We start from the raw sequence: 26,356 nt of genomic DNA, 5'->3' as shown, positions 1-26,356 counted from the left end.
GCCGCGTGTCATCGTGCGGGCCGCCCGTGGCTTGTCGCGCAGTTCCCCGCGCCCCCAGGGAAGACCCCCGGCCCCCACCCGGTAAGTCCACCAGAGCGGGCTCAGAGTCACGAGCGGCGCACGCGGGGAAGCTGCCCCCCGCCCCCACACACCCGCACAACACGAACGCGCTCAGCCACATCAGGGGCGCGGGGAACTGCGCAACCAACCACCTACGACCCGCACCCGAGAACCGACGCGCAGCCATCAGGGGCGCGGGGAACTGCGCGACAAGCCCCCACCAACCCGCACCACAAGACCGCCCCAAGGCCACCCCAGGGGCGCGGGGAACTGCGCAAGCAACCCCCACCCCCCCTACCCCCTCACCCAACACCCCCCACATCCGCCCGCCCGAACACCGGCGCCAACACCAACTGCGCCGCCCCCTCCGCAACTCCCCTCTCCCCGCCGGGCGCCAGCCCAACAGACACCCGCGCACCCCCATCCCCGCCCCCACGCCGAATTCGCCGCGCCACAACCGCCCCAACCCCCCGTACAAACACATCCCCGTCCGCGAAAACCGTCCGCCCCCCAAGCAGCACGCGGTCGACGTCGAGGAGGCCGACCAGGTTGCCGGCCGCCGTGCCCAGCACCCGCGCCGCCTCCTCCACGTCGCCCTCCGCGACCGCCGCCAGGCAGAGCGCCTCCACGCACCCCCGGTCCCCGCACTCGCACCGCGGCCCGTCCAACTGCAGTACCTGGTGGCCGAATTCACCCGCCCCCGTACGCGCACCGCGATACAGCGCGCCGTCGAGCACCAGCCCCGCCCCGAGTCCGGTCCCCAGGTGCAGATACGCGAAGGAGTCCGCGTCCCCCGCGAGCGCCAGGCCGAGCGCCGCGGCATTCGTGTCCTTGTCCACGACGACCGGCAGCCCGAGCCGCGCCCCGAGCGCGTCCCGCAGCGCGAACCCGTCCCACTCCGGGAACCCCGTGACCCGGCGCAGCACCCCCTCGGCATGGTCGAGGGGCCCGGGCAGCGCGACCCCCACCCCGGACACCAACCCGGACACCCTCCGCCCAGCCCCCTCACCAGCTCCCTCACCCGTGACCTCCCCCGCACCCAACAGCTCCGCCACCTCCCCCGCGGCCGCCTCCACCACCGCCTCCGCGCCCTCGCCGAACGCCAGCGGGGTGCGGCGTTCGGCGACCACCGCCCCGGTGAGGTCGACGAGGACCGCCGTCAGCTCGTCGCGGTCCAGGTGCAGGCCCACCGCGTGCCCCGCGCCGGGCACGAGCCGCAGCACCGTACGCGGCTTGCCGCCCGTCGAGGCGCGGCGGCCCGCCTCCGCCGCGAACCCCTCCGCCCGGAGCCTCGCCGTGATCTTGCTGACCGCCTGCGGCGTGAGCCCCGTGCGCTCGGCGAGCTCAAGCCGGCTGATGCCCGCCTCGCCCGCCGCGCGCAGCAGATCGAGCACCAGCGCGGCGTTGTGCCCGCGCAGCGCCGTCAGGTTCACTCCGGGGTTCATCCTGTTCACGTACGACTTCACCCCGCCATTGTCCCGCCCGCTTGCACTTTGGCAACACCGTTGCTTAAGTGGAGTGCATGACTGGCACAGGTACTGGCACGGACACTGGCCCCCACACCGGCACTGGCAGCGGCACCGGCACTGGCACCGGCACGGGCACGGGCACGGGCACGGGCTCCGCACCACGCTCCCCCCTCCGCGTCGGCCTCGTCGGATACGGCCTCGCGGGCTCCGTCTTCCACGCCCCGCTGATCGCCGCCACCGAGGGCCTCGTCCTCGACACGGTCGTCACGTCGAACCCCGAGCGGCAGGCGCAGGCCCGCGCCGAGTTCGGTGCCGACCTGCGCTGCGCGGCCTCCGCCGACGAGCTGTGGGAGCGGGCCGACGAGCTCGACCTGATCGTCGTCGCGTCCCCGAACAAGACGCACGTCGCGCTCGCCACCGCCGCCCTCAAGGCGGGCCTGCCCGTCGTCGTGGACAAGCCGATCGCCGGCACCGCGGCCGAGGCACGCGAGCTCGCCGCCCTCGCCGACGACCGCGGACTCCTGCTGTCCGTCTTCCAGAACCGCCGCTGGGACAACGACTTCCGCACGCTGCGCCGGCTCCTGGCCGACGGCGAGCTCGGCGACGTATGGCGCTTCGAGTCCCGCTTCGAACGGTGGCGGCCGCAGCCCAAGGGCGGCTGGCGCGAGTCCGGCGACCCCGAGGAGATCGGCGGCCTCCTGTACGACCTGGGCAGCCACGTCGTCGACCAGGCCCTGGTCCTGTTCGGCCCGGCGGCCCGCGTGTACGCGGAGTCGGACGTACGGCGTCCGGGCGCGGAGGCGGACGACGACACGTTCATCGCGATCACGCACGCGAGCGGCGTCCGCTCGCACCTCTACGTATCGGCCACCACCGCCCAGCTCGGCCCGCGCTTCCGCGTGCTCGGTTCGCAGGCGGGTTACGTGAAGTACGGCCTCGACCCGCAGGAGGCGGCGCTGCGCGACGGCAAGCGGCCGACGCCGCAGGAGCCGTGGGGCGTCGAGCCCGAGTCGATGTGGGGACGGGTCGGCTCCGGCGAGTCCCCGCTGACGGGCGGCGGCCGCCCGCTGCGCACCCTGCCGGGCGACTACCCCGCGTACTACGCGGCGGTGGCCGACGCGCTGCGCGGCACCGGCGAGAACCCCGTGACCGCGCACCAGGCCGCCGCGGCCCTCGACGTCCTGGAGGCGGCGCGCCGCTCGGCCCGCGACGGTGTGGCGGTGACGCTGTGAGCACCCCTGCCGCGGGCGGCCGCCCGTCCGCCCCCGCGAACGCGCCCTCCCTCGACGAACTGCGGGACCAGGAGCACCGGTTGGTCCTGCCCCACTTCACGTACGACGACGCGTGGGCGCTCGGCACGCTCCTGGTGGAGCTGGCCCGCGAGCGCGGCGCCCCGGTGGCCGTCGACATCCGGCGCGGCGGCCAGCAGCTCTTCCACGCGGCGCTGCCGGGCTCGACGCCCGACAACGACGCCTGGATCGACCGCAAGCGCCGCGTCGTCGAGCGCTACCAGTGCTCGTCCCTCCAGGTAGGCACCCGCTTCCGCGCCAAGGGCACGACCTTCGAGGACTCCTCCCGCCTCGACCCCGACGTCTACGCGGCGCACGGCGGCGCGTTCCCGCTCGCGGTGGAGGGGGCGGGGGTGGTCGGCACGGTGGTGGTGTCGGGCCTGCCCCAGATCGAGGATCACGCGCTGGTGGTCGCGGCGTTGGAGCGGTTCATCGCGTCCTGAGGAGAGCCGTGACCGTACAGGTGCGGATGGGCCTCCGGTCCCTGCGGGCAGGGTTGCGACGCGACCTTCCGTACGGGAGGAGCCACGCGCCCTTTCCGCGCAGGAGGCGCCCCGCGCCCCTTCCGTGCAGGGGCTCGGGGAGCGCCACGCGTCCCTGCCGTGCGGGCAGCGCCACCCGCCCCTCCCGCGCGAAGAGCGCTACGCGTCCTTCAGTTCCTGCCGCTGCCGCCCGAGCCCCTCGACCTCCAGCTCCACCACGTCGCCCGCCCGCAGATACGGCTTCGGCTCCGGCTGGCCCATCGCCACGCCCGCCGGCGTCCCCGTGTTGATCACGTCACCGGGGTAGAGCGTCATGAACTGGCTGACGTAGCGCACCACTTCGGCGACCGGGAAGATCTGCTGGGCGGTCGTGCCGTCCTGCTTCAGCTCGCCGTTGACCCAGAGCTTCAGGGAGAGCGCCTGCGGGTCCGCTACCTCGTCGGCGGTGACCAGCCACGGGCCCAGCGGGTTGAACGTCTCGCAGTTCTTGCCCTTGTCCCAGGTGCCGCCCCGCTCTATCTGGAACTCGCGCTCCGACACGTCGTGGGACACCGCGTACCCGGCGACGTGCGCCAGCGCCTCCTCGTGGGACTCCAGGTAGCGCGCCGTACGTCCGATGACCACGGCGAGCTCGACCTCCCAGTCCGTCTTCACCGAGCGGCGCGGCACCAGCACGGTGTCGTCGGGGCCGACCACCGTGTCCGCCGCCTTGAAGAAGACGACGGGCTCGGCGGGCGGCTCGGCGCCCGTCTCACGGGCGTGGTCGTGGTAGTTGAGCCCGATGCAGACGACCTTGCCGATGCGTGCGAGCGGCGGCCCCACGCGCAGCCCGTCGGCCGCGAGAACGGGCAGGTCACCGGCGTCGGCGGCGGCCCTGATCCGGCCCATCGCGGCGGCGTCGGCGAGCACCGTGCCGTCGAGGTCGGCGACGATGCCCGACAGGTCACGGAGGGTGCCTTCGGCGTCGAGGAGCGCGGGGCGCTCCGATCCCGCGGTACCGACTCGCAGCAGCTTCATGGTCAGACTCCATCCCTTCGGTAGCCCGGCCGATGGGTTGCGGCCATCGGAGGTTTGGTCGATCGTCCAAGGTCCCCGTCCGGTCCGCAATACCCCGTTCACGTACTGGACCCTTACCGGGCGGTAGCCGCCGTCACCGGCCCACCGCCGCCGCCCTCACGCGGCGGCGGCCAGAGCCCCAGCACCGCCCGGCATGTCCCGGTACAGGACGGCGCGCTCGACCGCGCTCCACGTCGTGCTGGTCACCACGTACAGCGCGGCGGCCAGCGGCACCACCGCCACGGTGAACAGAGTCATGAACGACATCAGCGGCATGAACTTCGTGATCGCACCCATCCCGGGCACCTGCTGGTCGCCGGAGCCGGCCTGCGGCAGCGGGTTGGCCGCCATCTGCCGCTTGGTGCGCCGGTAGTTGAAGGTGGCGACCACCGCGACGAGGGCGAACAGCGCCAGATAGACGAGGCCCTGCGCGCCGAACACCCCGCCGTGGCCGAGCGCGTCCGCCCACCGGCCGCCGAGCGGCGCGGCGAAGAGCGTGTGCCCGAGCAGCGCGTTGGCCTCGCCGCCGATGCTGGAGTTGGAGAACAGGTGGTAGAGCAGGAAGAAGGCCGGCAGCTGGAAGAGGCTCGGCAGGCAGCCGGAGAGCGGCGACACCCGCTCCTCGCGGTGCAGCTCCAGGACGGCCTTCTGCAGCTTCTCCGGGTTCTTGGCGTGCTTCTTGCGCAACTCCGCGATCCGCGGCGAGAGCTTGGCGCGGGCCCGCTGGCCCCGGGCCGAGGCCCGCGAGAGGGGGTGGACGAGGAGCCGTACGCAGGCGGTGAACAGCACGATCGCGGCGGCGGTCGCCGAGGCGTGGAAGAGCGGGTCGAGCAGGTCGGCGAGGTGCTCGACCAGGCCGGCGAACACGGACATGAAAGCGGACAGGAGATCGGACATGGAGAGCCCTCCGAGGGTCTCGTCGTTGCCGGGACGGGAGCGACGGGTGAGGTCGCGTCGGCGTGACGGGGCGCGCGAAGGGATCTGGGATGATCCGGGCGATCCGGGGTGATCCGGGGTGATCCGGACTGATCGGCAGGGATCAGCAGGGATCGATCGGCAGGGATCACCCAGCAGGATCAGCAGGGTGCGGGCATCGCGCCCGTGTCCCTACGCGGCCGTCAGGAGGGGACGGCCGGGTGCTCGGGGCCGGGTGCGGCCCCTGGCGTCGGGGTCGCGTTGCGGCAGGAAGGCGGTGCGCCGCTCGCGGTCGCGGATGGCGGTGCGTACGCGGGTACGGGGCACGACGGGCGCGCAGCGCGCGGCGAGCAGGGAGGAGACGGCGAGCGCGGAGGACGCCGCGGCGGTCGCGGCGAGCGCGACGGCGGCGGTGAGGCTGCCGGTGTCGACGAGGACGACCTCGACGAGCAGGAACAGGAGCAGCAAGGTGGGGCGCGCGGCCGCCCTCGCGGCACGGATCATGTCCCGCACGGCTGCCCCCTCTCCCCGTCCGACGGCTCTCATCGACCGTACTCGTACCTGCCGTTATACAGGATCGGCCGCGGAGCCGACCTTGCGGCCGTCCCCCCGGCCCTCCCCGTCCTCCTCGTCCTCCTCGTCGAGGGGATCGCTCGCGAGGACCTCGGCGTCCGGCCGCCCGTCCGCGCGGTCGGCGGGCCCCGCGTACGTCACGGCGAGCGCGACGGCGAGGTTGAGCGCGAGCGCGAGGATCCCCGCGTTGACCCCGAGGACGGGATCGTGATCGCTGAAGACGAGAGCGCACACGACCCCGACGCCCACGACCAGCCCGCTCAGCGCCCCGGCGAGGGTCAGCTTCCGCCACACGAGCCCCAGCAGCAGCATCGGTACGAGCTGCGCCATCCCCTCGTACGAGATGAGGGAGAGGCGTACGAGGGTGTTGGGCGCCCCGTACGTGAGGGCGAGCGCGAGGCCGCCCGCGACGACGACCACGCCCTGCGAGGCGAGCTTCTGCCGCTGCGGGGTGCGCCAGCGGGGCAGCAGCGAGAGCACGCTGCTGCCCCACATGGTCCCGATGACCAGCATGAACACGGCCATCGGCACGATGGAGGAGAGCGCGGCCGCGACCCCGATGACGCCGACGGCCCACGCGGGCAGCGAGTCCACCACCAGCTTGAAGAGGGCGAGATTGGACTCGGCGCCGACGAGCCCCGGCACGACGAAGAGCGCGGCCATGCCGAGGAGCATGGGCACGAAGAGGAGGACGTTGTAGGCGGGCAGCCAGATGGCGTTGCGGCGCAGGGCGTCGGCGCTGCGGGCGCCGAGGTACCCGGCGACGGTGGTCGGGAAGATGACGACGGTCAGCGCGTTGAGGAGCGAGGTCGTGGCGAACCATGCCTGCCCGTACGCGCTGCCGCCGCTGCCCGGCAGCGTCAGCCAGTCGCTCTTCTCGCGCACGATCCGGTGGAGGAAGTCCCCGTATCCGTCGAAGTAGTGCAGGGGTACGTAGACGGCGAGGAAGGCGAGGGTCCCGATGACGAGGACGTCCTTCAGGACGGAGACCCAGGCGCTGCCGCGCAGCCCGCTCACCACCACGAACCCGGTGGTGACGGCGAAGCCGATGAAATAGGCCCAGTTGAGGCTGACCGCGCCGTACGAGATCGTCGAGACGACGACGCCCATGCCGGTGATCTGCAACTGGATGTACGGCAGCAGGAAGACGGTCGCGAGGACGGCGACGCCCGCGCCGAGCCAGGGCCGGCCGAAGCGGTGGGCGACCATGTCCGAGATGCTGACGAGCCCGTGGCGCCGGGCGTAGGCCCAGAGCATGGGCCCGACCACGTAACCGACGGCGTACCCGCAGGACATGTAGGCGACGACGTACAGCACGGGTGCGCCGTAGTTGTAGCCCCAGCCCGCGGCGCCCAGATAGCTGAAGCTGGTGTAGCCCTCGCCCGCCATCAGCACCCAGATGAACACGCCGCCGAGGCTGCGCCCGCCCACGGACCACTCGGCGATCCCGCCCTGCCGGCCGCGTCCGCGGACGGCGGCGAGACCGAGGGCGACGGTGGCGACCATGAAGACGCCGAAGACGGCGGTGGCGACGGCTCCGTTGCTCATGCGCGGCGCTCCTTCGAGTTCCGGTCACCGCGTTCACGGTCCTCCCCGCGCCTGCGGTCCGCGCGCTTGCGGTCGCCCCGGTGGGTGAGCCAGACGCAGACCGGCGTGAGGAGAGTCGCGCAGAGCAGCCAGAAGAAGAGGAACGGCAGCCCGAGGACGACGGGCCGCACGCGGTTGGCGAAGGGCAGGACCCCGAGGTACAGCACGAAGGGGCCCAGCAGCCAGAGGAGGTGGGGGCGGCGGCGAGCGATCACGAGGCCTGACCTTATCCGGGGGCGGGCCGGTGACCGGCCGGGGCGCCCGCGCCCGCGCGGGAGGGCCGGGAGGGAGGGGCCGGGAGGGGTTACGAGGGGCGCGGCCGCATCGCGCGGAGCTTGCCCCACACCACGAGCCGGTACTTGGACGTGTACTCGGGGGTGCAGGTGGTGAGGGTGAGGTAGTAGCCGGGCTGCCGGTACCCGTACCCCGCGCGGACGTCGCTGCGCGGCACCGTACGCAGGACGCCCCCGTCGCGGGCGGAGGTCTGGGCGAGGGTCTTGTCGACGACGTACGTATAGGTGGCGTGCGCGGTCTCGACGGTGACCTCGTCCCCGCGCCGCAGCCGGTTGAGGTGGCGGAACGGCTCCCCGTGGGTGTTGCGGTGCCCGGCGAGAGCGAAGTTCCCGGCCTGGCCGGGCTGGGCGGTGCGGGGATAGTGCCCGGCGTACCCGTGATTGAGTACGGCCGCCTTGCTGACGCCCTCGGCGACGGGGACGCGGATGCCGATGCGGGGGATGCGGAGGATGGCGTAGGCCTGGTCCCAGCGGGGGGTGGGGGGACCCGTACGGGAGGTCCCGGACCGGGCGGAGGACCCGCCGCCGGGCGCCTCGCCGCCGTCCGATCCCGTACGGGTACGGGGACCGTGTCCGGACGGGCCGCCCGAGGGCGGGAGCGGCCCGCTCCCCACACCCGAGCCCCCTCCCCTGCCCCCGTCCCTGCCCCACTCCTCCTCAAGGGCGTGGACCTTCCGCTCGGCGGCGGCGCGGGCCTGCCGGTTGGTCCACCAGAGCTGGTGGACGACGAGCAGGAGGAGGACGAGGCCGAGGGTGACGGCGACCTCGGCGGCGCTCCAGAGGGTGCGTACAAGGGGTGAGCGGCGGGAGGTGTGGCGGGTTCTGCGTGGCGGGCGGCGGGGAGGCCGGCGCCCTTGCTGCACCACCACCGGAACGACGGGAACTGGCTCGCGCACGGGGCCTCCTCGGGCCGGGGGCCGGTCCGGCCGCCGGGAGAATAGGCGCTGGGCCCTGAACAATCCATGGCGCGGCGAGCGACGAGGCTCACGGCAGGGGGGTGCGGCGAGCGGCACAACTCACGGCAGGGGGGTGCGGCGAGCGGCACAACTCACGGCAGGGGGGTGCGGCGAGCGGCGCAACTCACGGCCCGGCGAGCAGCGAGGGTCATGGCGCCACGGGCAGCGAGGGTCATGGCGCCACGAGCAGCGAGGCGCACGGCGGCCCCGTCAGACCCGAACCAACCCTCACCCTCCTGCTGGGACCCATCCCGGCAGTACCGTGTCCCGTATGCGCCCCGAGAAGCCTGCTGCTGCCGACCACGTCGACGTCGACCACATCGCCGAAGCCGCGCGCCTGGAACGCACGGCCGGCCTGTACCCGGAGGACGCCGAACAGCTCCTCCTCCAGGCCGCGGCCCACCTCGAACTGGCCGGCGCGCGCGATCGCGCGACGACGCTCTACGACCGCCTGCTGTCCGCGGACGCACCGCACCCCGCGGGCTCCCCTCTCCTCATCCGCGCGCTGAAGGCCTCGAACCTCTGGGAGTACGACCACGAGGCGGAGGCGCGGGCCATCATCGACGGTGTCCGCGCGGCGGCACCGCGGGACCCGGCGCCGTGGGTGATCGTGGCGGAGGCGCTGGAGCAGCACGACGAGCTGGAGCAGGCGCACGAGACGTTCACGGAGGCGGTGTCGCGCGTGATCCCCTCCCCCGTGGCGGAACCCCCCTACGCGACGCACCCGCTCCTCTTCGGCCGCCACCGCGTACGCCGCCTGCTCGGCGCCGAGCACGACGAGTGGGACACGCTGGCCGACCACGTCTCGACGGCACCGGTCTCCCTGGACGAGCTGCACGACCCGAAGCGGGTGTGGTCCCTGGGCTCGGAGAACCCGGCGGAACTGCGCGCGGAAATCGCCCGTATCCAGGCGGAGTTGGGCTCGTACCGCGAGGCCTTGTCCCGCCCCTTCCCGGTGGCGGTCCTGCACTGGCCGGCGCCGGAACTGACGGAACTCCTGACGGCGTACCCGGCCCTGACCTCGGAGTACCCCTCCCCCGAGGAGCACCTGTCGACGATAGAGGCGTCCCTGCGCGAACTCGCCGCCTCCGGCACCCCGAACCTCGGCATCGTGACCGGCACGGTCCCCTCCTACGAAGCCTTCGCAGCCTCAGAAGCCACACCCCCGGACGACCCGTCCCTCCTCCCCCAGTACGCGACGACCCTGGCAGCCCGAGGACGAGCGACACCGTGGCCTCCGGAGGGCGACGGGGGTTGTTGGTGCGGGTCGGGGCGGGGGTATGGGGAGTGCCACGGCGCGTCGTGACGGCGCCGCATCGTCGGTTCTGATGTGCCTTCGCTTTTCGGTCTGAGTCACCGACCTCTTTACGCCACAAGAAGTAAAAGTGGCACTTGTGTGCGATATCGTCTGGCTCACCCCCACGCCCTCGATCCGAGGAACCTCTCGCCGAGTCGTATGCCGTCACAGTCGGCTCCGACCGGCCGGTCCCGCACGATCGGTGCGCATTTCGCACGCAAGAATGCGCACGACACCACAACAACTTCGTTGACCCAGGCAAGTACTCGGGGGTACTGGCGCCACGGGTGGTCCGGTAAGGAAAAAGAGTGAGCAGCGAACTCGACCAGATGTACGGCGTCTTCCGTAACCTCCTGGAATCCAGCACACCGACGGAAGCGGTGAAACAGCTGGAGGTTCTCGGCGTCGATCAGGAGCGAATCCAGCGCATCCGCGAGTTCCACGAACAACAGCTGCTCGCGATCAGGGAGATGGAGGAACCTCGCGTTGCCGTGAACGGCAATCGTGAGACCTGGTACACCGGCCCCCGTGAAAACGACCGGGCATGGCCCGCCATCAAGCGCGAGTTGCAGCGGTCACGTTGGAGCCCGGAGGCGATCGAAGATCTCGACGCGTCGTCCACGCGCGTCGTCTCGCTGCTCAACCACCCCAAGGAACCCGCTTTCGCCGCTCGCGGCCTGGTGGTCGGTTACGTCCAGTCCGGCAAGACCACCAACTTCACCGCGGTGATGGCCAAGGCGGCCGACCGCGGATACAAGCTCTTCATCGTGCTCGCGGGCATTCACAACGGCCTGCGCCGACAGACCCAGGCTCGCCTGGCCCAGCAGTTGGTGGAGTCGAACCCGACGAGCTGGACTCAACTTACCGGCCTGGAACGCGACTTCGTGCCGACGGAGAATGCGGCCTCCTTCTTCGGCGGCAGCAACACCACGCACGTGCTGTGTGTGGTGAAGAAGAACGCCCGGGTGCTCGGCAAGTTCGCCCGCTGGTTGGAGTCGGCCTCGGAGTACCTCCAGCAGGCCCCGGCTCTGGTGATCGACGACGAGGCCGACCAGGCGAGCGTGGCCACCGCGTCGATCAACCCGCTGATTCTCCGCATCCTCGACACCTTGCCGAAGGCGGCCTACGTCGGCTACACGGCGACCCCCTTCGCCAACGTCCTCATCGACCCGGCGGCCAAGGACCTGTACCCCGGCGACTTCATCGTCAACCTCCCCCAGCCCAAGGAGCACTTCGGCACAGAGGTCCTCTTCGGTCGGTATGCCTTGGACGGCGAGGACCCCGAGGACGTCGACGACGGATACGACATGATCCGCAGCATCCCCGCCGAAGACGTCCCGCTGGTCACCCCGGCCACGAAGGCCGACGCCGAGGGGTTCACGCCCGAGATCACTGACACCCTCGAAGAGGCCGTCCAGTACTTCTGGTTGACCACTGCTGCCCGCCGCGTGCGCGGCACCGGCAACAAGCACGCCACCATGCTGATCCACACCAGCATGCGGATCCAGGTCCACAACAGCTTCCGCGTCCCGCTCAAGCGACTCCGCTCCCACACCCTGGAGCGGCTGCAGGATCCCGAGACCCTGAGGCGGTTGCGCGCTCTCTGGGACGACGAGACCTCACGGGTGCCCGCCGAGGAGTTCGGGCAGACGAAGGTTCCCTTCGAACAGCTTCTGGAAGAACTGCCGGGTGTGATCCATGACTGTCGCATCATCATGGACAACTCCGACAGCGAGGACACCCTCGACTACGACAACGGTCCGGTGGTCGCCATCGCGGTCGGCGGCAACAAGTTCTCCCGCGGCCTCACCTTGGAGGGCCTCGCCGTCACCTATTTCGTGCGAGCGGCATCGGCGTACGACACGCTGCTGCAGATGGGCCGTTGGTTCGGTTTCCGGCACGGTTACGCCGACCTTCCCCGCGTGTGGATGACGGACGAGCTCCACGCCTCCTTCCGACACCTGGCCACGGTCGAAGCGGACATGCGCCGCGACATCGACGTCTACCTCCACGAGAACGAGACGCCGCAGACGTTCGCCGTCCGTCTGCGCACCCACCCGATGTTGCGGGTGACCGCCGCGGCGAAGATGCAGTCCGCGATCAAGGCGAGCGCGGCATACGGCGGTCGTCGGATCCAGACCCGCTACTTCCACACGCGCGCGGACTGGTTGCGCGACAACCAGGATGCCGCCGGCGAACTGGTGCGCTTCGCCACCGCCGAGGCCGTGACACACGACTCCCGTCCCGAGGCGGGCCGACACGTTCTGCGCGGGGTCCCGCACACGGGCGTACTCGACTTCCTCGGTCGGTACCACTTCCACGAGAATTCACAGGAGTGTGACGCACCCCTGATCACCTCGTACATCCGTCGCCGTGTACAGGAGGGCTCCCTCCTGCGCTGGAACGTCGCGATCGTCGGCAACCGGGCGACGGATGACGCGGCGAACCACACGTTCGCCCCGGACGTGACCGTCGGCCGCATCACTCGTGCCCGACTCCGCAATCTGACGGGTGGCCCGGACTTCGCGGACATCAAGACCCTGATGAGCCGGGCGGACGCAGCAGTGGATCTGCCGGAAGCTCCTCGGGGGCTGACCGAGGAAGAGATCAAGCGTCTGCGCCGGGAACAGCTCCCGGACACCGGCCTCATCGTCCTCTATCCGATCGACAAGGATTCCCGTCCCTCGAAGCATCGTGAACAGTCCCGTGAGCCGCTCGGAGCCGAAGAGCACGTGATCGGCGTGGGTCTGGTCTTCCCCGAGGCCGGCAATGACAGCGAGGTCACCTGGGACGGCAGCTACATCTCGGCGGACCTTTCAGGCATCCGGCTGGAGGACACCGACGACGAGGACCAGCGCACCCTCGAGGGCGAGGATGCGGCGTGAGCGACATATATCGGCGGGCGCTGGAGGAGAGTTGGCGTGATCTCCTGATGGCTCCGGTGTCCGCGGACCACCGACTTCGCACCACTCGGCTGCCCGTCACCACCGCCCGGGGCCCACTCCTGGCTGCCATGGACCGCGAGGGGCACCGGCACCTCTTGGTGCCCGTCGCCGGGAATCAGCACGTCCGCGAGATGCTGGACGGCCAGGTGCTTCGGCTGCGCAAGCGGCCCCTCGAAGACGCGGACGTCTACCAGCACTACGCGGATCTCTGCTGCGTGCGCCACGAGCTCGACGACGTCTTCACCCGGCTCGGCGAGGACATCCTGAGGGAGATGGCGGCATCGCAAGAGGAAGAACGGTCACCCGCCTCGTCGCGCCCCCTCAAGATCCTGCACCGGGTCCTCGACCGCTGGCGTGCCCTGTTCCGCACGTCAGGGACGCCGCTGGGCCCCGACCAGCTCGCCGGACTCTACGGCGAACTGCATCTGCTCCTCAGGCTGCTCGCCGAAAACCCCGGTGCCCACAGGTTGTGGACGGGTCCGACGGGCCGCCCGCACGACTTCACGTCGGGATCCGAGGCCGTCGAGGTGAAGACGGCCACCGGCGATGCCCTGCGCATCCGCGTCCACGGCCTGCGTCAGCTGGAGCCGCCGGAGGGCGGCTCCCTGCAACTCGCCTGCCTGCGAGTCGAGCGTGCACCCGAGGACGGCACGGCGACCAGCGTCGTGGACCTGGTGGAGCAGGCCCTGCGGCTCAGTGACGACGAGAGCGCGCTGCTCGGCCTCCTCGCCGAGGTCGGCTATTACACCGTGGACGCGGAGCGTTACCGAGCGGTGCGGTTTCGCGTGCTCGACGAGCGCTGGTACGCGGTGGGTGCGGGCTTCCCCCGCATCACCGCGGCCGACCTCGCCGTCGCCGAGGTACCCGGCAACGTGACCGACGTCGAGTACACGGTGGACCTCACCGTGCCCACCCCCAGCCCCCTTCCGTTGACCGAGGTGGAAAGACACCTGGCGGCCATGCTCGGGGAGAGCACGTGACGGACCTGCGCACCGAACCCCAGTGGTACTCCCAGCCCTACCCCCCGGAAGGGGCCAGCGCCGCCGAAGGCATCCGCAACCAACTCGGCCGACCCGAACTGGACCTGCTCACCATCCTCGTACGGGAAGCCGCACAGAACAGCTGGGATGCCGGGGATCCCCGGCATGAGGGACCGATCAGGTTCGGCATCGACCTGGGTTACGTGGGGCCGGCACACGCCGACGCCTGGCGCCGACTCCTGTCGAACGGGGCGCCCTTGAACGAACACCTCGCCCTGCGCAAGGCACTTCGCTCGGGCATCCGGATCATGACGGTCTCCGACCGGGGCACGAACGGTCTGGGCGGGCCCACCCGCGCGCATCAGATCTCCCGGGGCCGTCAGGACTTCATCGCCTTCGTGCGCAACGTGGGAGAGCCGAGGGACACCCGACTCGGGGGCGGCACCTACGGTTTCGGGAAGGCGGTCTTCTACCTTCTCTCGAGTCTCGGAACCGTGCTCGTCCACACCCGATGCCGCAACGAGCGGGGGGAGTTGGAGACCCGGTTGATGGGGTGTGCCCTGTGGAACAGTTATCGGGCCGTGGACGCCGGTGGACATGAGACGCGCTACACGGGCCGCCACTGGTGGGGGGACGCGTCCGGCGACGTGATCGATCCCCTCGTCGACACCGAGGCCGAGGAAATGGCCCGCCTGCTGGGCCTGACCCCCTTCGGTGCCGATGAGACGGGCACCAGCATCGTCGTCCTCGACCCCCACCTCGACGGCATGGAGCCGAAGGAGGCCGCGGCCTATCTCGCCGAGACGGTTGCCTGGCATCTGTGGCCGAAGATGCTGGAGCGAGCCGATGGCAGTGTGCCCATGCAGTTCTCGGTCACCTGTGAGGGGCGTGACGTCCCGGTCCCGGACCCACGCACCACGGCTCCGCTCAACCTCTTCGTCGACGCCTACCGGCAGTTGGACGGCGACGAGGGGCGCACCCTGTCGTGCCATAGGCCGGTCAGGAAGTTGGGTCGACTGGGGCTCGTGCAACGCCCGGTCGTGCCCGTCGAACCCTCCCCCGCCGCCCGCAGGGCCATGGAGATGGTGCAGATCGAACGATCCGTGCACCACGTGGCGTTGATGCGCCCCGCGGAGCTCGTGGTCACGTATTGGTCGGGACGTGAGACCGGAGCAGAACTTCTCTCCTACGCCGGTGTCTTCCGCGCCACGGAGGAGTTGGACGCCACCTACGCGGAGGCCGAGCCCCCCACGCACGACGCCTGGAACCACCACCGGTTGGAGGGGCAGGACCGGACGTTCGTGCGTACCACCTTCACCCGTCTCAAAGAGGCGGTGGACGAGCTTCTCCAACTGGGCGGAGCAGCCCGGGAAGGCTCGACCCATGTGGCCCTGGGCGCAGCAAGTGCCCGCTTCTCCCCATTGGTCGGGGGCGCCTGGGGAACCGGAGGCGCCACGGACTACGGCGGCGCCTCCACGGGCCGCGCCACCGCAGCAGTGGACGACGACGAGGAGCGAAGCGTCTCCCGGCCCAGCCCACGGTCCGGCGCACGCGGCAACGGCAGCGGGGCGATCACCTCCGACGGGCGGGCTTCGACCGACGGCACCGGCCGAGCCCCCCGCCCCCGCGTGAAGTACGCGGGCGAGCCAACGTACGAGGAGCGCTCGGGGCACTCGGTCCTGGTGCAGGCCTTCACTCTCCCCGCCCCGATGCTGCAGCGCGTCCGGGTCGATCTGGCCGTCGCCCTCCCCGGCACCGGCAACCGGGAGACCGATCCGCCCGCGGGCGCCGCCATGCCCGGGCTCGTCGGATGGGAGGATGCCGCGGGCACTCTCCATGCTTCGCCGACCTTCGTCATCGAGGGCGGCGACGACACCGTCTGGCGCGCCGTCGTCCGGCCCGCACCGGACACCATCACGGAGATCAGCGTGAAGACGCAGGCGGTGACCGCGTCATGAGCAGACTCGCTCTCCCCTATCGCTCGCCCGTCTCCTCCTGCGTCCGTGCCGAACCCTGGCAACTCGTCCTCGACGGTGCCGCCACCGAGCTGCCCGAGTCCCTCGATTTCTGGGATTACCGCACGGACATCGAGTTGAGCCGAACCGTGCACGTCGATCTGCAGACGGCCCGTGAGGGCGCCGGTCTGGCGGATGGCGCGACCCTCACACTTGCGGCGATCTGGACGGCCTCCGGCTCCAACCTTCGCGGCCCCGTGCAGCGGGTCCCGCTCAGTGGGGAAGGGGTACGCACGGTCGACCTCCGTGCTGTTCTGCCGGGCGCCCAACTCGGTGGAGCGCTCTCCCTGGAAACGGTGCTCGTCCTGGCCCGCACGGTCGGTTCGGTCGCCCCATTCGCTCCACGCCGAGCCGGGTCCCTGCTCTGGGACGACGTCGCGACCCTGCGCCTCCAGGGTGATGCACCGCTTTTCCCCATGACGGTCATCGATTTCGCCCGCACTTCGTTCAGGGACGACGCGGCCTGGCATCTGCAACTCGGCTCCGACCTCAACGCCGCAGCGATGGGCGCCATGCTTCTCGTCGTCAACGAGAAGGCCGAGGAAGTGTCCGGGGCCTTCGCACGGGCCGCCAAGCCGGGTCCGGTGGATCAGGTCGTGCTCTCGATGGTCTATTCGGACTGCGCCCGCGTCATGGTGGAACATGCCCTGCTCAAGGAGGAGTTCGACGACGAAGCGGACTTCACCGAGGACTCCCTGGGTGCCACGCTGGTCAATCTCTTCCACCGGCTCTTCCCCGGCCGCACCGTCCAGGACCTGCGCCAGCTCCGCCAGAACGCGCCGAATCTGTTCGCCACCGAACTCCAGGCCGCGACCCGCATCCTCAAGGAGGCGTGAGCCATGGCTCTCCTCTACCCCCGCCTCCTCGCCGGCCAGGCCAAGCCGCTCCACCTGCAGTACCGGGAGGTGCTGCCCCGCGAACTGACCACGGCGGTCGCCCTGCGCCACGAGTCCGCCGTCTACGTGGCCACAGGCGGAGACCGCATCACCGAGGCACGTCTGCGTGACCTGCGGGCGCGGGTCCTTCGGGTCGCCGAGCAGGCGGGCTTCCCCGAGGAATCCTCCCGCGCGGGACGCGCCCGCTTCGATGTCGACCTGGCCGCGCTCCTGCACAGGGAGATGGACCTGATGCCGGCGGAAGCCGCGTCCGGTGACATCTGGGCCTTCCTGGCGCTGGTCCTGCTCCCGGACGTCGCCTATTGGCGCTATCCGCGCCCACCCGGTGACCGCGTCATGGCGAGCGACCTCACGCGGCACGTCTTCGGCCGTCTGTGGTGGCGCGCCCACCTCGTCCGGGACGCGTCGGCCGCCGAGCCGTACGCGGCGCTGGACATCCTCGGAGAGTCCGCGTTCGACCAGATCTACGCCCGCCGCAAGTCCCTCGGCGGCAGCCCACATCTCGTACGCAATATTTTGCACGCCTGGTCAGCCGTGGACCTGCACGGCCTGCCCGGGCGCGACGTCTTCCGCGACTTCCTCAAGCGGCTGCTCAGGCTCGCTCCCTTCGTCATCTTCGAGGCTCTCGACGACGCCGAACTGCAGGCCGAACTGCGCGCCGCGGCCGAGGAGTCCGTCGCCGCCCTGCGACCGGCGGAAGAGTCGCCGAAACCGGCACCCGCGCCGGCCGTCGCACCGGCACCCGTGGTCGCGAGCGAACCCGAACCGGGTCCCTTGCCGGCACAGGCCGCCGCTGCCCCCATGGTGACAGCGCCCACGCCTCGTCTCACTTCCCTGGAACTCTGCGCGGGAGCCGGAGGTCTCGCGCTCGGTCTTGAGTACGCGGGCTTCACACCCGCCCTGTCGATCGACAACCGACCGGTGACCCTGGACACGCTGCGCCTCAATCGACCGGATTGGCGCCTTTACGAGGCGGACCTGAGCACCCTCGTACCGAGCACGCTGGCACGGGATCCCGCTCTGCGCGGGCTCGACCTGATCGCCGGCGGTCTGCCGCGTCTGAAGGCGTCGGCGGCAGTCGCCCGCGAACGCGGCAACGACCACGAGTTGGCGGTCTTCCGCGCCACCCTCGAATTGACCCATGTCCTGCAGCCCCGCGCCCTGCTCGTCGAGAACGTGCCGGACCTGGTCACGAGCGGGGTGTACGCCCCGCTCCGGGAGCACGTGGAACGGACCCTGTCCGAGATCGGGTACTCGACCTCCTGGTTCGTCCTCAACGCCGCCCACCACAGGGTGCCCCAGGACCGCAAGCAAGGCATCCTCGTCGCCTTCAAGAGCCCGAAGGCGTCAGCCGCGTTCCGGCCCCCGATGCCCTCCTCCGAGCCCCCGATCTCCGTCGGCCAGGCGCTCGGCCCCTCCATGGCCGCCCGAGGCTGGCCGCGCGCCGCCGAGTGGGCGGCACAGGCGACCGAGGTCGCTCCCACTCTCGTCGGAGGTTCCTGGGACCGCGGTGGGGCCGACCTGGGGCCCACCGGTTCCAAGCGTGCCTGGGCCCGAATCGGGGTGGACGGCGGCACGGTCGCGAACGATGTCCCCGGGCCCGACTTCGTGTGGAACCCGGACATCGGTCGCGACGGCATGATGGCACTCACCGTCGAGCAGGCCGCCATGCTCCAGGGCTTCCCCAAGGATTGGGCCTTCGCCGGGCGCAAGACCGCCCGCTACCGCCAGGTCGGACACGCCTCCCCGCCTCCGGTCGGCGAGATCCTCGGACGCGCCATCAGTGCGGCACTGACGGCGGAATGAGCCCGTGAGGCCGGTCGTGGGAGCGCCGCCACCCGGTGCTGCCGCGGCCGGAACCTCCTCCCGCCCACTCGCCCTCTCCATCACCTATAAACTCGCTCACCATGACCGTTGCTCTGCCTCACCAGCGCCCACCTGTGGATTTCCGCATCGTGGACCTTTTCGCCGGCCCCGGCGGGCTGGACATGGCCGCGACGATCCTGCGTGTGCCCTCCGTGGGGATCGAGTGGGACACGAACGCCGTCAGGACCCGTGCTGCGGCCGGACTCCACACCGTCCACGGCGACGTGCGTGCTTACGGGCCCGAGGACTTTCCCGAGGCGAACGTCCTCGCCGGTGGACCGCCCTGCCAGAGCTTCACCGTCGCCGGGTCCGGGGCCGGCCGTCGCGCCCTGGACCAGGTTCTGGAATACGTGCAGCGCCTCGTCGATCGCGAGGCGCGCGACAGTATCGACGCCGACCTCGCCAAGATGGACGACGAGCGCACCGGGCTCGTCCTCGAGCCTCTCCGCTGGGCGCTGAGCGCCATCGACGACGCCGATCTCCGTCCGTACGAGGCCATCGTTCTCGAACAGGTGCCCGCGGCTCTCCGCGTCTGGGAGGAGTACGCGACGGTCCTCGAGAAAGAGGGCTACTCCGTGGACTGCGACATCCTGCACACCGAGGCCTACGGCGTGCCACAGACCCGTCGCCGGGCGATCCTGGTCGCCCGCCGTGAGCCGCACAAGGCGACCCTCCCGGGCCCCACACATCACCGGTACCGCAAGGGCGCACCCCGCCCCGAGAGCGATTTCCTGCTGAAGAGCTGGGTCGCCATGGAGGACGTGCTGACGCAGCGCACGAACCCTTTCCAGGTCGTCTCGAACTACGGCACCGGCGGCGACCCCAAGCTCCGGGGCCGTCGGCGGTCGTGTGAGCCGTCCGCCACAGTCACGGGCAAGGTCTCCCGCAACCGCATCGTCACCGACGACCCGACGGAGCGGGATCTGCCCCGGCTCAGCCCCGGCGAGGCGGGTACGCTCCAGACCTTCCCCAAGCGGTTCCCCTGGTCCGGCGGCGACATCGCCCAGCAGATCGGCAATGCCGTTCCGCCCAGGCTCGGCATCCACGTACTCAGTGCAGCGCTGGGTCTGACCCCCCCGGGCAAGGACGAGTGGCACGCGCTCACCGAGTGGGTCCCAGGGGCCCTCGACGAGGTCGCGGTCGACGGCTCACACTGAAACCGTGCCCGCTCCACGACCGATCCCCTCCTCCCTCGCCGTCTCGGCGCGGATGAGCAGGCAGCGTTCCCGGGACACCAAGCCAGAGGTGGCCGTACGTCGGCTGCTGCACGCCACCGGCCTCCGGTTCCGGTTGCAGCGGCGCATCCCCGGGATGTCTCGCAGCACGATCGACATCGCCTTCCCTCGGGCCGGTGTCGCCGTGTTCATCGACGGCTGCTTCTGGCACGGCTGCCCCGAGCACGCCACGTTCCCCAAGTCGAACTCCGCGTTCTGGCGGGAGAAGATCGACAAGAACGTCCTGCGGGACACGCGGACCACCGCCCATCTCGAATCCCTCGGCTGGACCGTTCTGCGCTTCTGGGAGCACGAGCCTCCGGAGCAGGTGGCCCTGGCAGTGACGGCCGTGCTTCGACCGGTGGACACCGGGGACACGGCACCCTGAGGTCAACGGTTCCACTTCGGCCCGGAGCGGATACGGGGGCCGAGGCGGGGCACCGTTTCCGTCGTCCCATGGTCGAGGCGCGGTTTCCTGCCGTCGCCGGTCGATCCACGAGGAGGAAGACTCTTGCCGTACGCCCCCGAAGCCGCCCACGACCGACAGTTCCTCGCCCAAGCCATCGACAACTCCCGGCGCTCCCTCGAAGACGGGAGTGTCAAGAAACCCTTTGGTGCTCTCGTCGTGCTTGGTGGGGAAGTCGTTGGGGCGGGGGTCAACTCCGTTGTTGAGGATAGGGATCCCACCGCTCATGCCGAGGTCATGGCTCTGCGGGACGCCGGGCGGCGGCTTGGGACGTATCTCTTGGAAGGGGCCACCCTCTACTCCAGCTGTGAGCCCTGCCCCATGTGTCTCACCGCCTGCTACTGGGCCGGGATCTCACGGCTCGTGTACGCCGCCGATCGGTACGACGCCGACCGGCACGGCCATCCTGACCTGCAGTTCTACCGTGAGCTCGCGTTGCCCAACGCCGAGCGGCGGTTGGTGGACGAGGTGGCCGTCGACGGGGCGGCCCGCTCGGACGCCGTCGGCGTGCTCGCCGCGTGGGCCGACCGTCAGTCCGGGCCGACCGAGTCGAAGCTTTGAACCCGCCCGCCGACGGCTTCTCGCTCCGCGTTAGCCTCACCCCATAGACAACATGGACGTATCACCGAGAGGCGGACCAATCATGGCGAAGATTCCGGCAGCAGCGGTGGCCGCGGGCGGGCTCATCGGGGGGTACACCACCGCCCGTATCACCAAGAAGCGGCCCCTCGGCGGCGTCGTGCTCGCCGCGGCCGGGACCGTGGCCGCCCGGCAGTGGCGCGAGGCCGCCGGGGCGAAGACCGCCGCCGCGCTCTCCGCCGCTTACGTCGCCGGGTTCGCCGGGTCGCATCCGCTCGCCAAGAAGGTCGGCGCCTGGCCCGCCGTCTTCGGGGTGGCCGCCGGCGTCGCCGCCGCCTCCTGGGCCCTCGCCGACCGTCGCGCCTGACGGGTGCCGGCCGGTCCCGGGCGGGAGATCCGTACGGGGTCCGGGTCCGAACCCGTCAGTCCTCCACCGCCCTGAACCTCCGCGCCACCCCCGCCGTCACCAGCACCCCCACCCCCATCACCAACGTGCAGAACGCCCACGTCAGCGGCCATACGTTCGCGTCCTGCGTCGGGTGGGAGTCGAACGACACGAACAGCAGCGCCGACGGCGGGGCCGCCACCAGTACGAGGGTCCACGGCAGGCGGTCCCGCAGGCCGAAGTAGGCCGACAGGGACAGGAGTGCCAGGACCAGCGCCGTCGCCCCCGTCGCCGTCACCGGCGACGTCTCGTCGATCGCACCCGCCGTCTCCGCCCGGTTGCGCAGGTCCCAGGGGAGGCACGTCAGATAGGCCGTGGCGGCCAGGGCCGCGCCCAGGACGCGGGTCGCGTACCGGGGCAGCGGTGCGGTCTCCCGGAGAGGGATCAGCGTCTGCCGGCGCGGTATCGGCTTCCGTCGGAGAGGTATCAGCGTGGCGTTCATGTGTACGACGATCCCCGTCCGGGCGCAGGGCGCGACAGAGTACGGGTACTCATTAGCCGCCTGAGCCCCCTCCCCTCTTCCCTCGCCCCCCTCACTCCCCCTTCCCACCCCTGAACGTCCCCCGATACGTCGCCGGCGCCACCCCCACCCCCGCCACGAAGTGCTGCCTCAGCGACGCCGCCGTGCCGAAGCCTGCCTCCGTCGCCACCCTCTCCACCGTGTGGTCCGTCGCCTCGAGGAGTTCGCGGGCCCGGTCCACCCGGCGCTGGGTCAGCCACTGCATCGGCGTCAGGCCCGTCTCCTCGCGGAAGCGGCGGTTGAACGTCCGTACGCTCATCGAGACGCGGGCGGCCAGCTCGCCCAGCGTCAGCGGCTCGTGCAGGTGCTCCACGGCCCACGCGCGCGCCGCCGCCGTCGACGTCAACTTCTCCTCCGTCACCGGGCGTTGGATGTACTGCGCCTGGCCGCCCTCCCGGTGCGGCGGGACCACCGTGCGGCGTGCCACGTCCGCCGCCACCGCCGCGCCGTGGTCCTCGCGGATCATGTGCAGGCACAGGTCCACGCCCGCCGCCTCCCCCGCCGAGGTGAGGATCCGGCCCTCGTCGACGTACAGGACGTCGGGGTCCACCGTCACCGCGGGGAACGTACGGGCGAACAGGTCCGTCGACAGCCAGTGCGTCGTCGCCCTGCGGCCGTCCAGCAGGCCCGCGGCCGCCAGGACGAACGCCCCCGTGCAGATCGACGCCAGCCTCGCCCCGCCGTCCACCGCGGAGTCCAGCGCCCGCGCCAGCGGGGCCGGCAGGGTTCCCGGGGCCAGGGACTCGTCCTCCTCGTGCGACGCCGGGACGATCACCGTCTGCGCCCACCGCAGCGCCTCCGCCCCGTGCGGGACGCCGATCGGGAAGTCCGCGTCCGTACGGATCTCGCGCGGACCGTCCACCGCGCACGTCCGCACCTCGTACAGCCGCTCCCCCGGCGCCCGCTCCCCCACCGGGCCCTCCCCCGCTCGCCCCTCCCCCGACGGGCCGTGCGCCCCGCCGAACAGCTGGTGCACCAGGCCCAGTTCCATCGGCAGCACGCCGTCCCGCACCAGGACCGCCACCCGGTGGCCACCGCGACCACCCGGACCACCACGCCCCGTACGCCCCGTACGCCCCGTACTCACGTCGTACGCGACGACGGCCCCGACGCCGTCGACAGCGGTGCCGCGATGTCCTCCAGCGACCGCCGCTCCGCCTTCACCGCGAACGCCGCCGCCACAAGACCCGCCGCGCACATCAGACCCGCGCCGATCTGGAAGGCGAGGACCGTGTCGCCGACCACGCCCGACTCGGTGAGGTCGGCGAAGATCAGCGGGCCGCTGATGCCGCCCGCCGCCGTGCCGATCGCGTAGAAGAAGGCGATCGCCATGGCGCGGGTCTCCATCGGGAAGATCTCGGAGACGGTCAGGTACGCGCTGCTCGCACCCGCCGACGCGAAGAACAGCACCACGCACCAACAGGCCGTCATCGTCGCCGCGTTCAGCGAACCGCGGTCGAAGAGATAGGCCGTGCCGAAGAGCAGGACGCCGGAGAGCAGGTACGTCGACGAGATCATGATCCGGCGGCCCACCGTGTCGAAGAGCTTGCCGAGGAAGAGCGGGCCCAGGAAGTTGCCGGCCGCGATCACCGCGAAGTAGTAACCCGTCCTGCCCGACGGGACGTCGAAGAACTTGGTGAGGATCGCGCCGAAGCCGAACGTGATCGCGTTGTACAGGAACGCCTGGCCGATGAAGAGCGAGAGGCCGAGGATCGCCCGCTTGGGGTAGTCGCGGAAGACCGTCTTGGCGATCAGCCCGAAGCCGATGCTCTTGCGCTGGTGGATGGTGATCTCGTGCTCCGGCGGCGGCAGCCGCTCGCCCTTCTCCTCCTCGATCTCCCGCTCCACCGACGAGACCAGGCCCTCCGCCTCCTCGCCGCGCCCGTGGATGAACTGCCACCGCGGGCTCTCCGGCACGTGCCGGCGTACGAGCAGGATCACGAGGCCGAGGACGACGCCGAGGGCGAAGGTGAGCCGCCAGCCGAGGTCCTTGGGGAAGATGTCCGTGTTGAGCATGAGGACGGAGAGCAGCGAGCCGCCGATCGCGCCCAGCCAGTAGCTGCCGTTGATGATCAGGTCGACGCGGCCGCGGTACTTGGACGGGATGAGCTCGTCGATGGCCGAGTTGATGGCCGCGTACTCGCCTCCGATGCCGAAGCCGGTCAGGAAGCGGAAGAGGAAGAACCACCAGGCGTCGAAGGAGAGCGCGGTCATGGCGGTCGCGCACAGGTAGACCGCGAGGGTGACCATGAAGAGCTTCCTGCGGCCGAACTTGTCGGTGAGCCAGCCGAAGAACAGCGCGCCGGCGCAGGCACCCGCCACGTAGAGGGCCGCCGCGACGCCGGTGATCTGGGCGGAGCTGATCGCCAGGCCGCTGCCGTCCTCGGAGAGGCGGCTCGCGATGTTGCCGACGGTGGTGACCTCGAGGCCGTCCAGGATCCAGACGGTGCCGAGGCCGATGACGATCATCCAGTGCCAGCGGGACCAGGGCAGCCGGTCCAGGCGGGCGGGCACGGCCGTGGTGACGGTCGGCGTGTCGTGGGCTGCGGTCATGGCACCTCCCAAAAGCCCCGTGGCGCTTCCCCAGGGGCTCCTCCAGAGTGCCCGCCCATCGCGGTCTCACGCGCGGCGGGAGGGCCGTACAGCCGTCGTACGGGTCCCGGGCGACGGTCGTACGTCCCGGGCGGGAGTCGCGGGCCCGCCGTCGTACGGGCGTCGCGCCCGGCCCTCGACGCACCTCCCGCCGCCCCCGTACGCCCGCTACGCCCCCAGCAGCCGCGACACCGTGTAGATCGCCAGCCCCGCCAGGGAGCCGACCACCGTGCCGTTGATGCGGATGAACTGCAGGTCACGGCCGATGTGCGCCTCGATCTTCTTCGAGGTGTGCTCCGCGTCCCAGCCCGCCACCGTGTCCGTGATGAGCGAGGTGATCTCGGCGCGGTACGTCGTGACCACGTACACCGCCGCGCCCTCCACCCAGCCGTCGACCTTCCGCTGCAGCCTGCCGTCCGTCGCCATCCGCGCGCCCAGCGACAGGAGCGAGGCCCGCACGCGCAGCCGCAGCTCGCTGCGCTCGTCCTCGGCGGCCGCCACGATCATCGCGCGCACCGACGACCAGGCCGACGCGATCAGGTCCTGCACCTCGCCGCGCGCCAGGATCTCCCGCTTGAGGCGCTCCACGCGCGCCCGGGTGTCGGAGTCGGACTGCAGGTCCGCGGCGAAGTCGGCGAGGAAGCGGTCGACGGCGCCGCGCGCCGGGTGGCCCGGCATGTCCCGCATCTCGGTGACGAAGCGGAGCAGCTCCTTGTAGACGCGCTCGCCGACCCGTTTGTCGACGAACCGCGGGGTCCAGCCGGGCGCGCCGCCCTGCACCGCGTCCATCACCGAGTCGCCGTGCTCGACCAGCCAGTCGTGGGCGCGGACGCAGACCAGGTCGACGACCCGCTTGTGGCCGCCGTCCGCGACGACCTTCTCCAGCATCTTGCCCATGCCGGGGGCGATCTCCTGGGCGTCGGCGCGGCGCGTGATGGCCTCGCCGACGACGGCCTGCACATCCGAGTCGCGCAGCACGGTGAGGGCACCGCGCAGCGCCGTGGCGAGTTCGGCGGTGACGCGGTCGGCGTGCGCGGGGTCGGCGAGCCAGGTGCCGAGGCGGCCACCGATGCCCACCGCGTGCAGGCGGCCCCGTACGACGTCGGCGGAGAGGAAGTTCTCGCCCACGAAGTCGCCGAGCGAGGCACCCAGTTGGTTCTTCTTGTGCGGGATGATCGCGGTGTGCGGGATGGGCAGGCCGAGCGGGTGGCGGAAGAGCGCCGTCACCGCGAACCAGTCGGCGAGCGCGCCGACCATGCCGGCCTCGGCGGCCGCCGCCACGTACCCCGCCCAGGCGCCCGCGCCGGAGTGCTGCGCCCACTTCGCCAGGACGTAGACGACGGCGACCAGGACGAGCAGCCCCGTCGCCGTGGCCTTCATGCGGCGCACGCCGCGGCGCTTCTCCTCGTCGGCGGGGCTGTAGGTGAGGCCGCCGGGTGTGGAGACGGGGGTGGGGGCGGGAGCGGGGGTCGAGGCCGGCGTGGGCGGGCCGCCGGCCGGGGGATCCGTTGCTCCGAACGGGTCATCGCTTGAGGGGCCGCCCGCGCGGGCATGCTCTCCCCCGGACCCGGCCGCCCGATCCGTCCGGCCCGCTCTCGCCGCCCTCTCGCCCGGTCCGCCCGAATCCTCCCCGTCCGGTTCAGCAGGTTGCTCCGCGTCTGTGCGTCTCACTCACTCCACCTGGCCCGTTCGCGTCGTACCCGTCCGCGTGGTTTCCTCGCCGTGCCACCTCTCGTGTCCCGATTGTCCCCACGCCATGTGTTCTACGCCCCTTCCTGACCGACTCCTGGAACGGACGACAAGTTCCCGGCGTCTCACAGGACGGAGGGGGGCAGTGTCGGCCGCCTCACGGCCCATGCCG

The 26,356-nt window shown here is 71.3% G+C and carries 23 protein-coding genes; 12 read left to right on the top strand and 11 right to left on the bottom strand.

Features of this window, described 5'->3' with window-relative positions; all coding sequences use genetic code 11:
- Positions 1–362 precede the first annotated feature (362 nt).
- Positions 363–1,505 carry an ROK family transcriptional regulator gene (locus tag ACZ6CV_RS23055; protein WP_469252748.1) on the bottom strand — a complete coding sequence of 381 codons (1,143 nt, stop codon included), beginning with the start codon at positions 1,503–1,505 and terminating at the stop codon, positions 363–365.
- A 77-nt stretch (positions 1,506–1,582) separates the two neighbouring features.
- On the opposite strand from ACZ6CV_RS23055, the gene ACZ6CV_RS23050 reads away from it, so the two are divergent.
- Together ACZ6CV_RS23050 and ACZ6CV_RS23045 are read left to right on the top strand one after the other, a co-directional pair.
- Complete coding sequence (locus tag ACZ6CV_RS23050; RefSeq protein WP_469252603.1) at positions 1,583–2,761, top strand: Gfo/Idh/MocA family protein; 1,179 nt, start codon at positions 1,583–1,585, stop codon at positions 2,759–2,761.
- On the top strand, positions 2,758–3,261 hold the full coding sequence (locus tag ACZ6CV_RS23045) for a heme-degrading domain-containing protein (RefSeq protein ID WP_469252602.1): 504 nt from the start codon (positions 2,758–2,760) through the stop codon (positions 3,259–3,261). The genes ACZ6CV_RS23050 and ACZ6CV_RS23045 overlap by 4 nt, the downstream gene beginning before the upstream one ends.
- Positions 3,262–3,459: 198 nt before the next feature.
- Here ACZ6CV_RS23045 and ACZ6CV_RS23040 read toward each other — a convergent pair whose 3' ends face one another.
- The 6 genes from ACZ6CV_RS23040 to ACZ6CV_RS23015 form a co-directional block, all read right to left on the bottom strand.
- Positions 3,460–4,317, bottom strand: a complete 858-nt coding sequence (locus tag ACZ6CV_RS23040; protein ID WP_362368698.1) for a fumarylacetoacetate hydrolase family protein — start codon at positions 4,315–4,317, stop codon at positions 3,460–3,462.
- A gap of 156 nt (positions 4,318–4,473) precedes the next feature.
- Entirely contained in the window at positions 4,474–5,241 is a 768-nt protein-coding gene (locus ACZ6CV_RS23035; protein WP_362369442.1) for a YidC/Oxa1 family membrane protein insertase, read from the bottom strand.
- A 222-nt stretch (positions 5,242–5,463) separates the two neighbouring features.
- On the bottom strand, positions 5,464–5,775 hold the full coding sequence (locus tag ACZ6CV_RS23030) for a DUF6412 domain-containing protein (RefSeq protein WP_469252747.1): 312 nt from the start codon (positions 5,773–5,775) through the stop codon (positions 5,464–5,466).
- Between the two features lie 63 nt (positions 5,776–5,838).
- Positions 5,839–7,392 carry a sodium:solute symporter family protein gene (locus tag ACZ6CV_RS23025; RefSeq protein WP_469252601.1) on the bottom strand — a complete coding sequence of 518 codons (1,554 nt, stop codon included), beginning with the start codon at positions 7,390–7,392 and terminating at the stop codon, positions 5,839–5,841.
- Positions 7,389–7,646, bottom strand: coding sequence for a DUF3311 domain-containing protein (locus ACZ6CV_RS23020; protein ID WP_469252600.1), 258 nt, complete (start codon positions 7,644–7,646; stop codon positions 7,389–7,391). Before ACZ6CV_RS23020 ends, ACZ6CV_RS23025 begins: the two co-directional genes overlap by 4 nt.
- Before the next feature lie 89 nt (positions 7,647–7,735).
- Positions 7,736–8,620, bottom strand: coding sequence for a class E sortase (locus ACZ6CV_RS23015; protein ID WP_469252599.1), 885 nt, complete (start codon positions 8,618–8,620; stop codon positions 7,736–7,738).
- A gap of 331 nt (positions 8,621–8,951) precedes the next feature.
- On the opposite strand from ACZ6CV_RS23015, the gene ACZ6CV_RS23010 reads away from it, so the two are divergent.
- From ACZ6CV_RS23010 to ACZ6CV_RS22965, 10 genes are all read left to right on the top strand, one after another.
- A complete protein-coding gene (locus ACZ6CV_RS23010; RefSeq protein ID WP_469252598.1) occupies positions 8,952–9,986 on the top strand; it encodes an SEC-C metal-binding domain-containing protein in 1,035 nt (344 codons plus the stop codon).
- Between the two features lie 299 nt (positions 9,987–10,285).
- A complete protein-coding gene (locus tag ACZ6CV_RS23005) occupies positions 10,286–12,862 on the top strand; it encodes a Z1 domain-containing protein (RefSeq protein WP_469252597.1) in 2,577 nt (858 codons plus the stop codon).
- The gene (locus ACZ6CV_RS23000) at positions 12,859–13,902 is read left to right on the top strand and encodes a PD-(D/E)XK motif protein (RefSeq protein ID WP_469252596.1); all 1,044 of its coding nucleotides are present in this window, start codon (positions 12,859–12,861) and stop codon (positions 13,900–13,902) included. The genes ACZ6CV_RS23005 and ACZ6CV_RS23000 overlap by 4 nt, the downstream gene beginning before the upstream one ends.
- On the top strand, positions 13,899–15,860 hold the full coding sequence (locus ACZ6CV_RS22995; RefSeq protein WP_469252595.1) for a hypothetical protein: 1,962 nt from the start codon (positions 13,899–13,901) through the stop codon (positions 15,858–15,860). Before ACZ6CV_RS23000 ends, ACZ6CV_RS22995 begins: the two co-directional genes overlap by 4 nt.
- Positions 15,857–16,753 carry a hypothetical protein gene (locus ACZ6CV_RS22990; protein ID WP_469252594.1) on the top strand — a complete coding sequence of 299 codons (897 nt, stop codon included), beginning with the start codon at positions 15,857–15,859 and terminating at the stop codon, positions 16,751–16,753. The genes ACZ6CV_RS22995 and ACZ6CV_RS22990 overlap by 4 nt, the downstream gene beginning before the upstream one ends.
- A 3-nt stretch (positions 16,754–16,756) precedes the next feature.
- Complete coding sequence (locus ACZ6CV_RS22985) at positions 16,757–18,619, top strand: DUF6339 family protein (RefSeq protein WP_469252593.1); 1,863 nt, start codon at positions 16,757–16,759, stop codon at positions 18,617–18,619.
- A gap of 149 nt (positions 18,620–18,768) precedes the next feature.
- The gene (locus ACZ6CV_RS22980) at positions 18,769–19,836 is read left to right on the top strand and encodes a DNA cytosine methyltransferase (RefSeq protein WP_469252592.1); all 1,068 of its coding nucleotides are present in this window, start codon (positions 18,769–18,771) and stop codon (positions 19,834–19,836) included.
- 52 nt (positions 19,837–19,888) lie between these two features.
- The gene (locus ACZ6CV_RS22975) at positions 19,889–20,281 is read left to right on the top strand and encodes a very short patch repair endonuclease (protein ID WP_469252746.1); all 393 of its coding nucleotides are present in this window, start codon (positions 19,889–19,891) and stop codon (positions 20,279–20,281) included.
- A 123-nt stretch (positions 20,282–20,404) separates the two neighbouring features.
- On the top strand, positions 20,405–20,920 hold the full coding sequence (locus ACZ6CV_RS22970) for a nucleoside deaminase (RefSeq protein ID WP_469252591.1): 516 nt from the start codon (positions 20,405–20,407) through the stop codon (positions 20,918–20,920).
- An 82-nt stretch (positions 20,921–21,002) separates the two neighbouring features.
- Positions 21,003–21,305: a hypothetical protein gene (locus tag ACZ6CV_RS22965; RefSeq protein ID WP_362368676.1), complete on the top strand. Its 303-nt coding sequence runs from the start codon at positions 21,003–21,005 to the stop codon at positions 21,303–21,305.
- Positions 21,306–21,360: 55 nt separating this feature from the next.
- Here the strand turns inward: ACZ6CV_RS22965 and ACZ6CV_RS22960 are convergent, their stop codons facing one another.
- From ACZ6CV_RS22960 to ACZ6CV_RS22945, 4 genes are all read right to left on the bottom strand, one after another.
- Complete coding sequence (locus ACZ6CV_RS22960; protein ID WP_469252590.1) at positions 21,361–21,825, bottom strand: hypothetical protein; 465 nt, start codon at positions 21,823–21,825, stop codon at positions 21,361–21,363.
- A 91-nt stretch (positions 21,826–21,916) separates the two neighbouring features.
- Positions 21,917–22,894, bottom strand: a complete 978-nt coding sequence (locus ACZ6CV_RS22955) for a GlxA family transcriptional regulator (RefSeq protein ID WP_469252745.1) — start codon at positions 22,892–22,894, stop codon at positions 21,917–21,919.
- Between the two features lie 92 nt (positions 22,895–22,986).
- On the bottom strand, positions 22,987–24,456 hold the full coding sequence (locus ACZ6CV_RS22950) for an MFS transporter (RefSeq protein ID WP_469252589.1): 1,470 nt from the start codon (positions 24,454–24,456) through the stop codon (positions 22,987–22,989).
- A 207-nt stretch (positions 24,457–24,663) separates the two neighbouring features.
- Positions 24,664–26,166 carry a DUF445 domain-containing protein gene (locus ACZ6CV_RS22945; protein ID WP_469252588.1) on the bottom strand — a complete coding sequence of 501 codons (1,503 nt, stop codon included), beginning with the start codon at positions 26,164–26,166 and terminating at the stop codon, positions 24,664–24,666.
- Positions 26,167–26,356: the final 190 nt, after the last annotated feature.

Source organism: Streptomyces sp. NPDC041713, from assembly GCF_055591085.1.
This window is presented reverse-complemented; position numbering and strand designations above follow the sequence as displayed.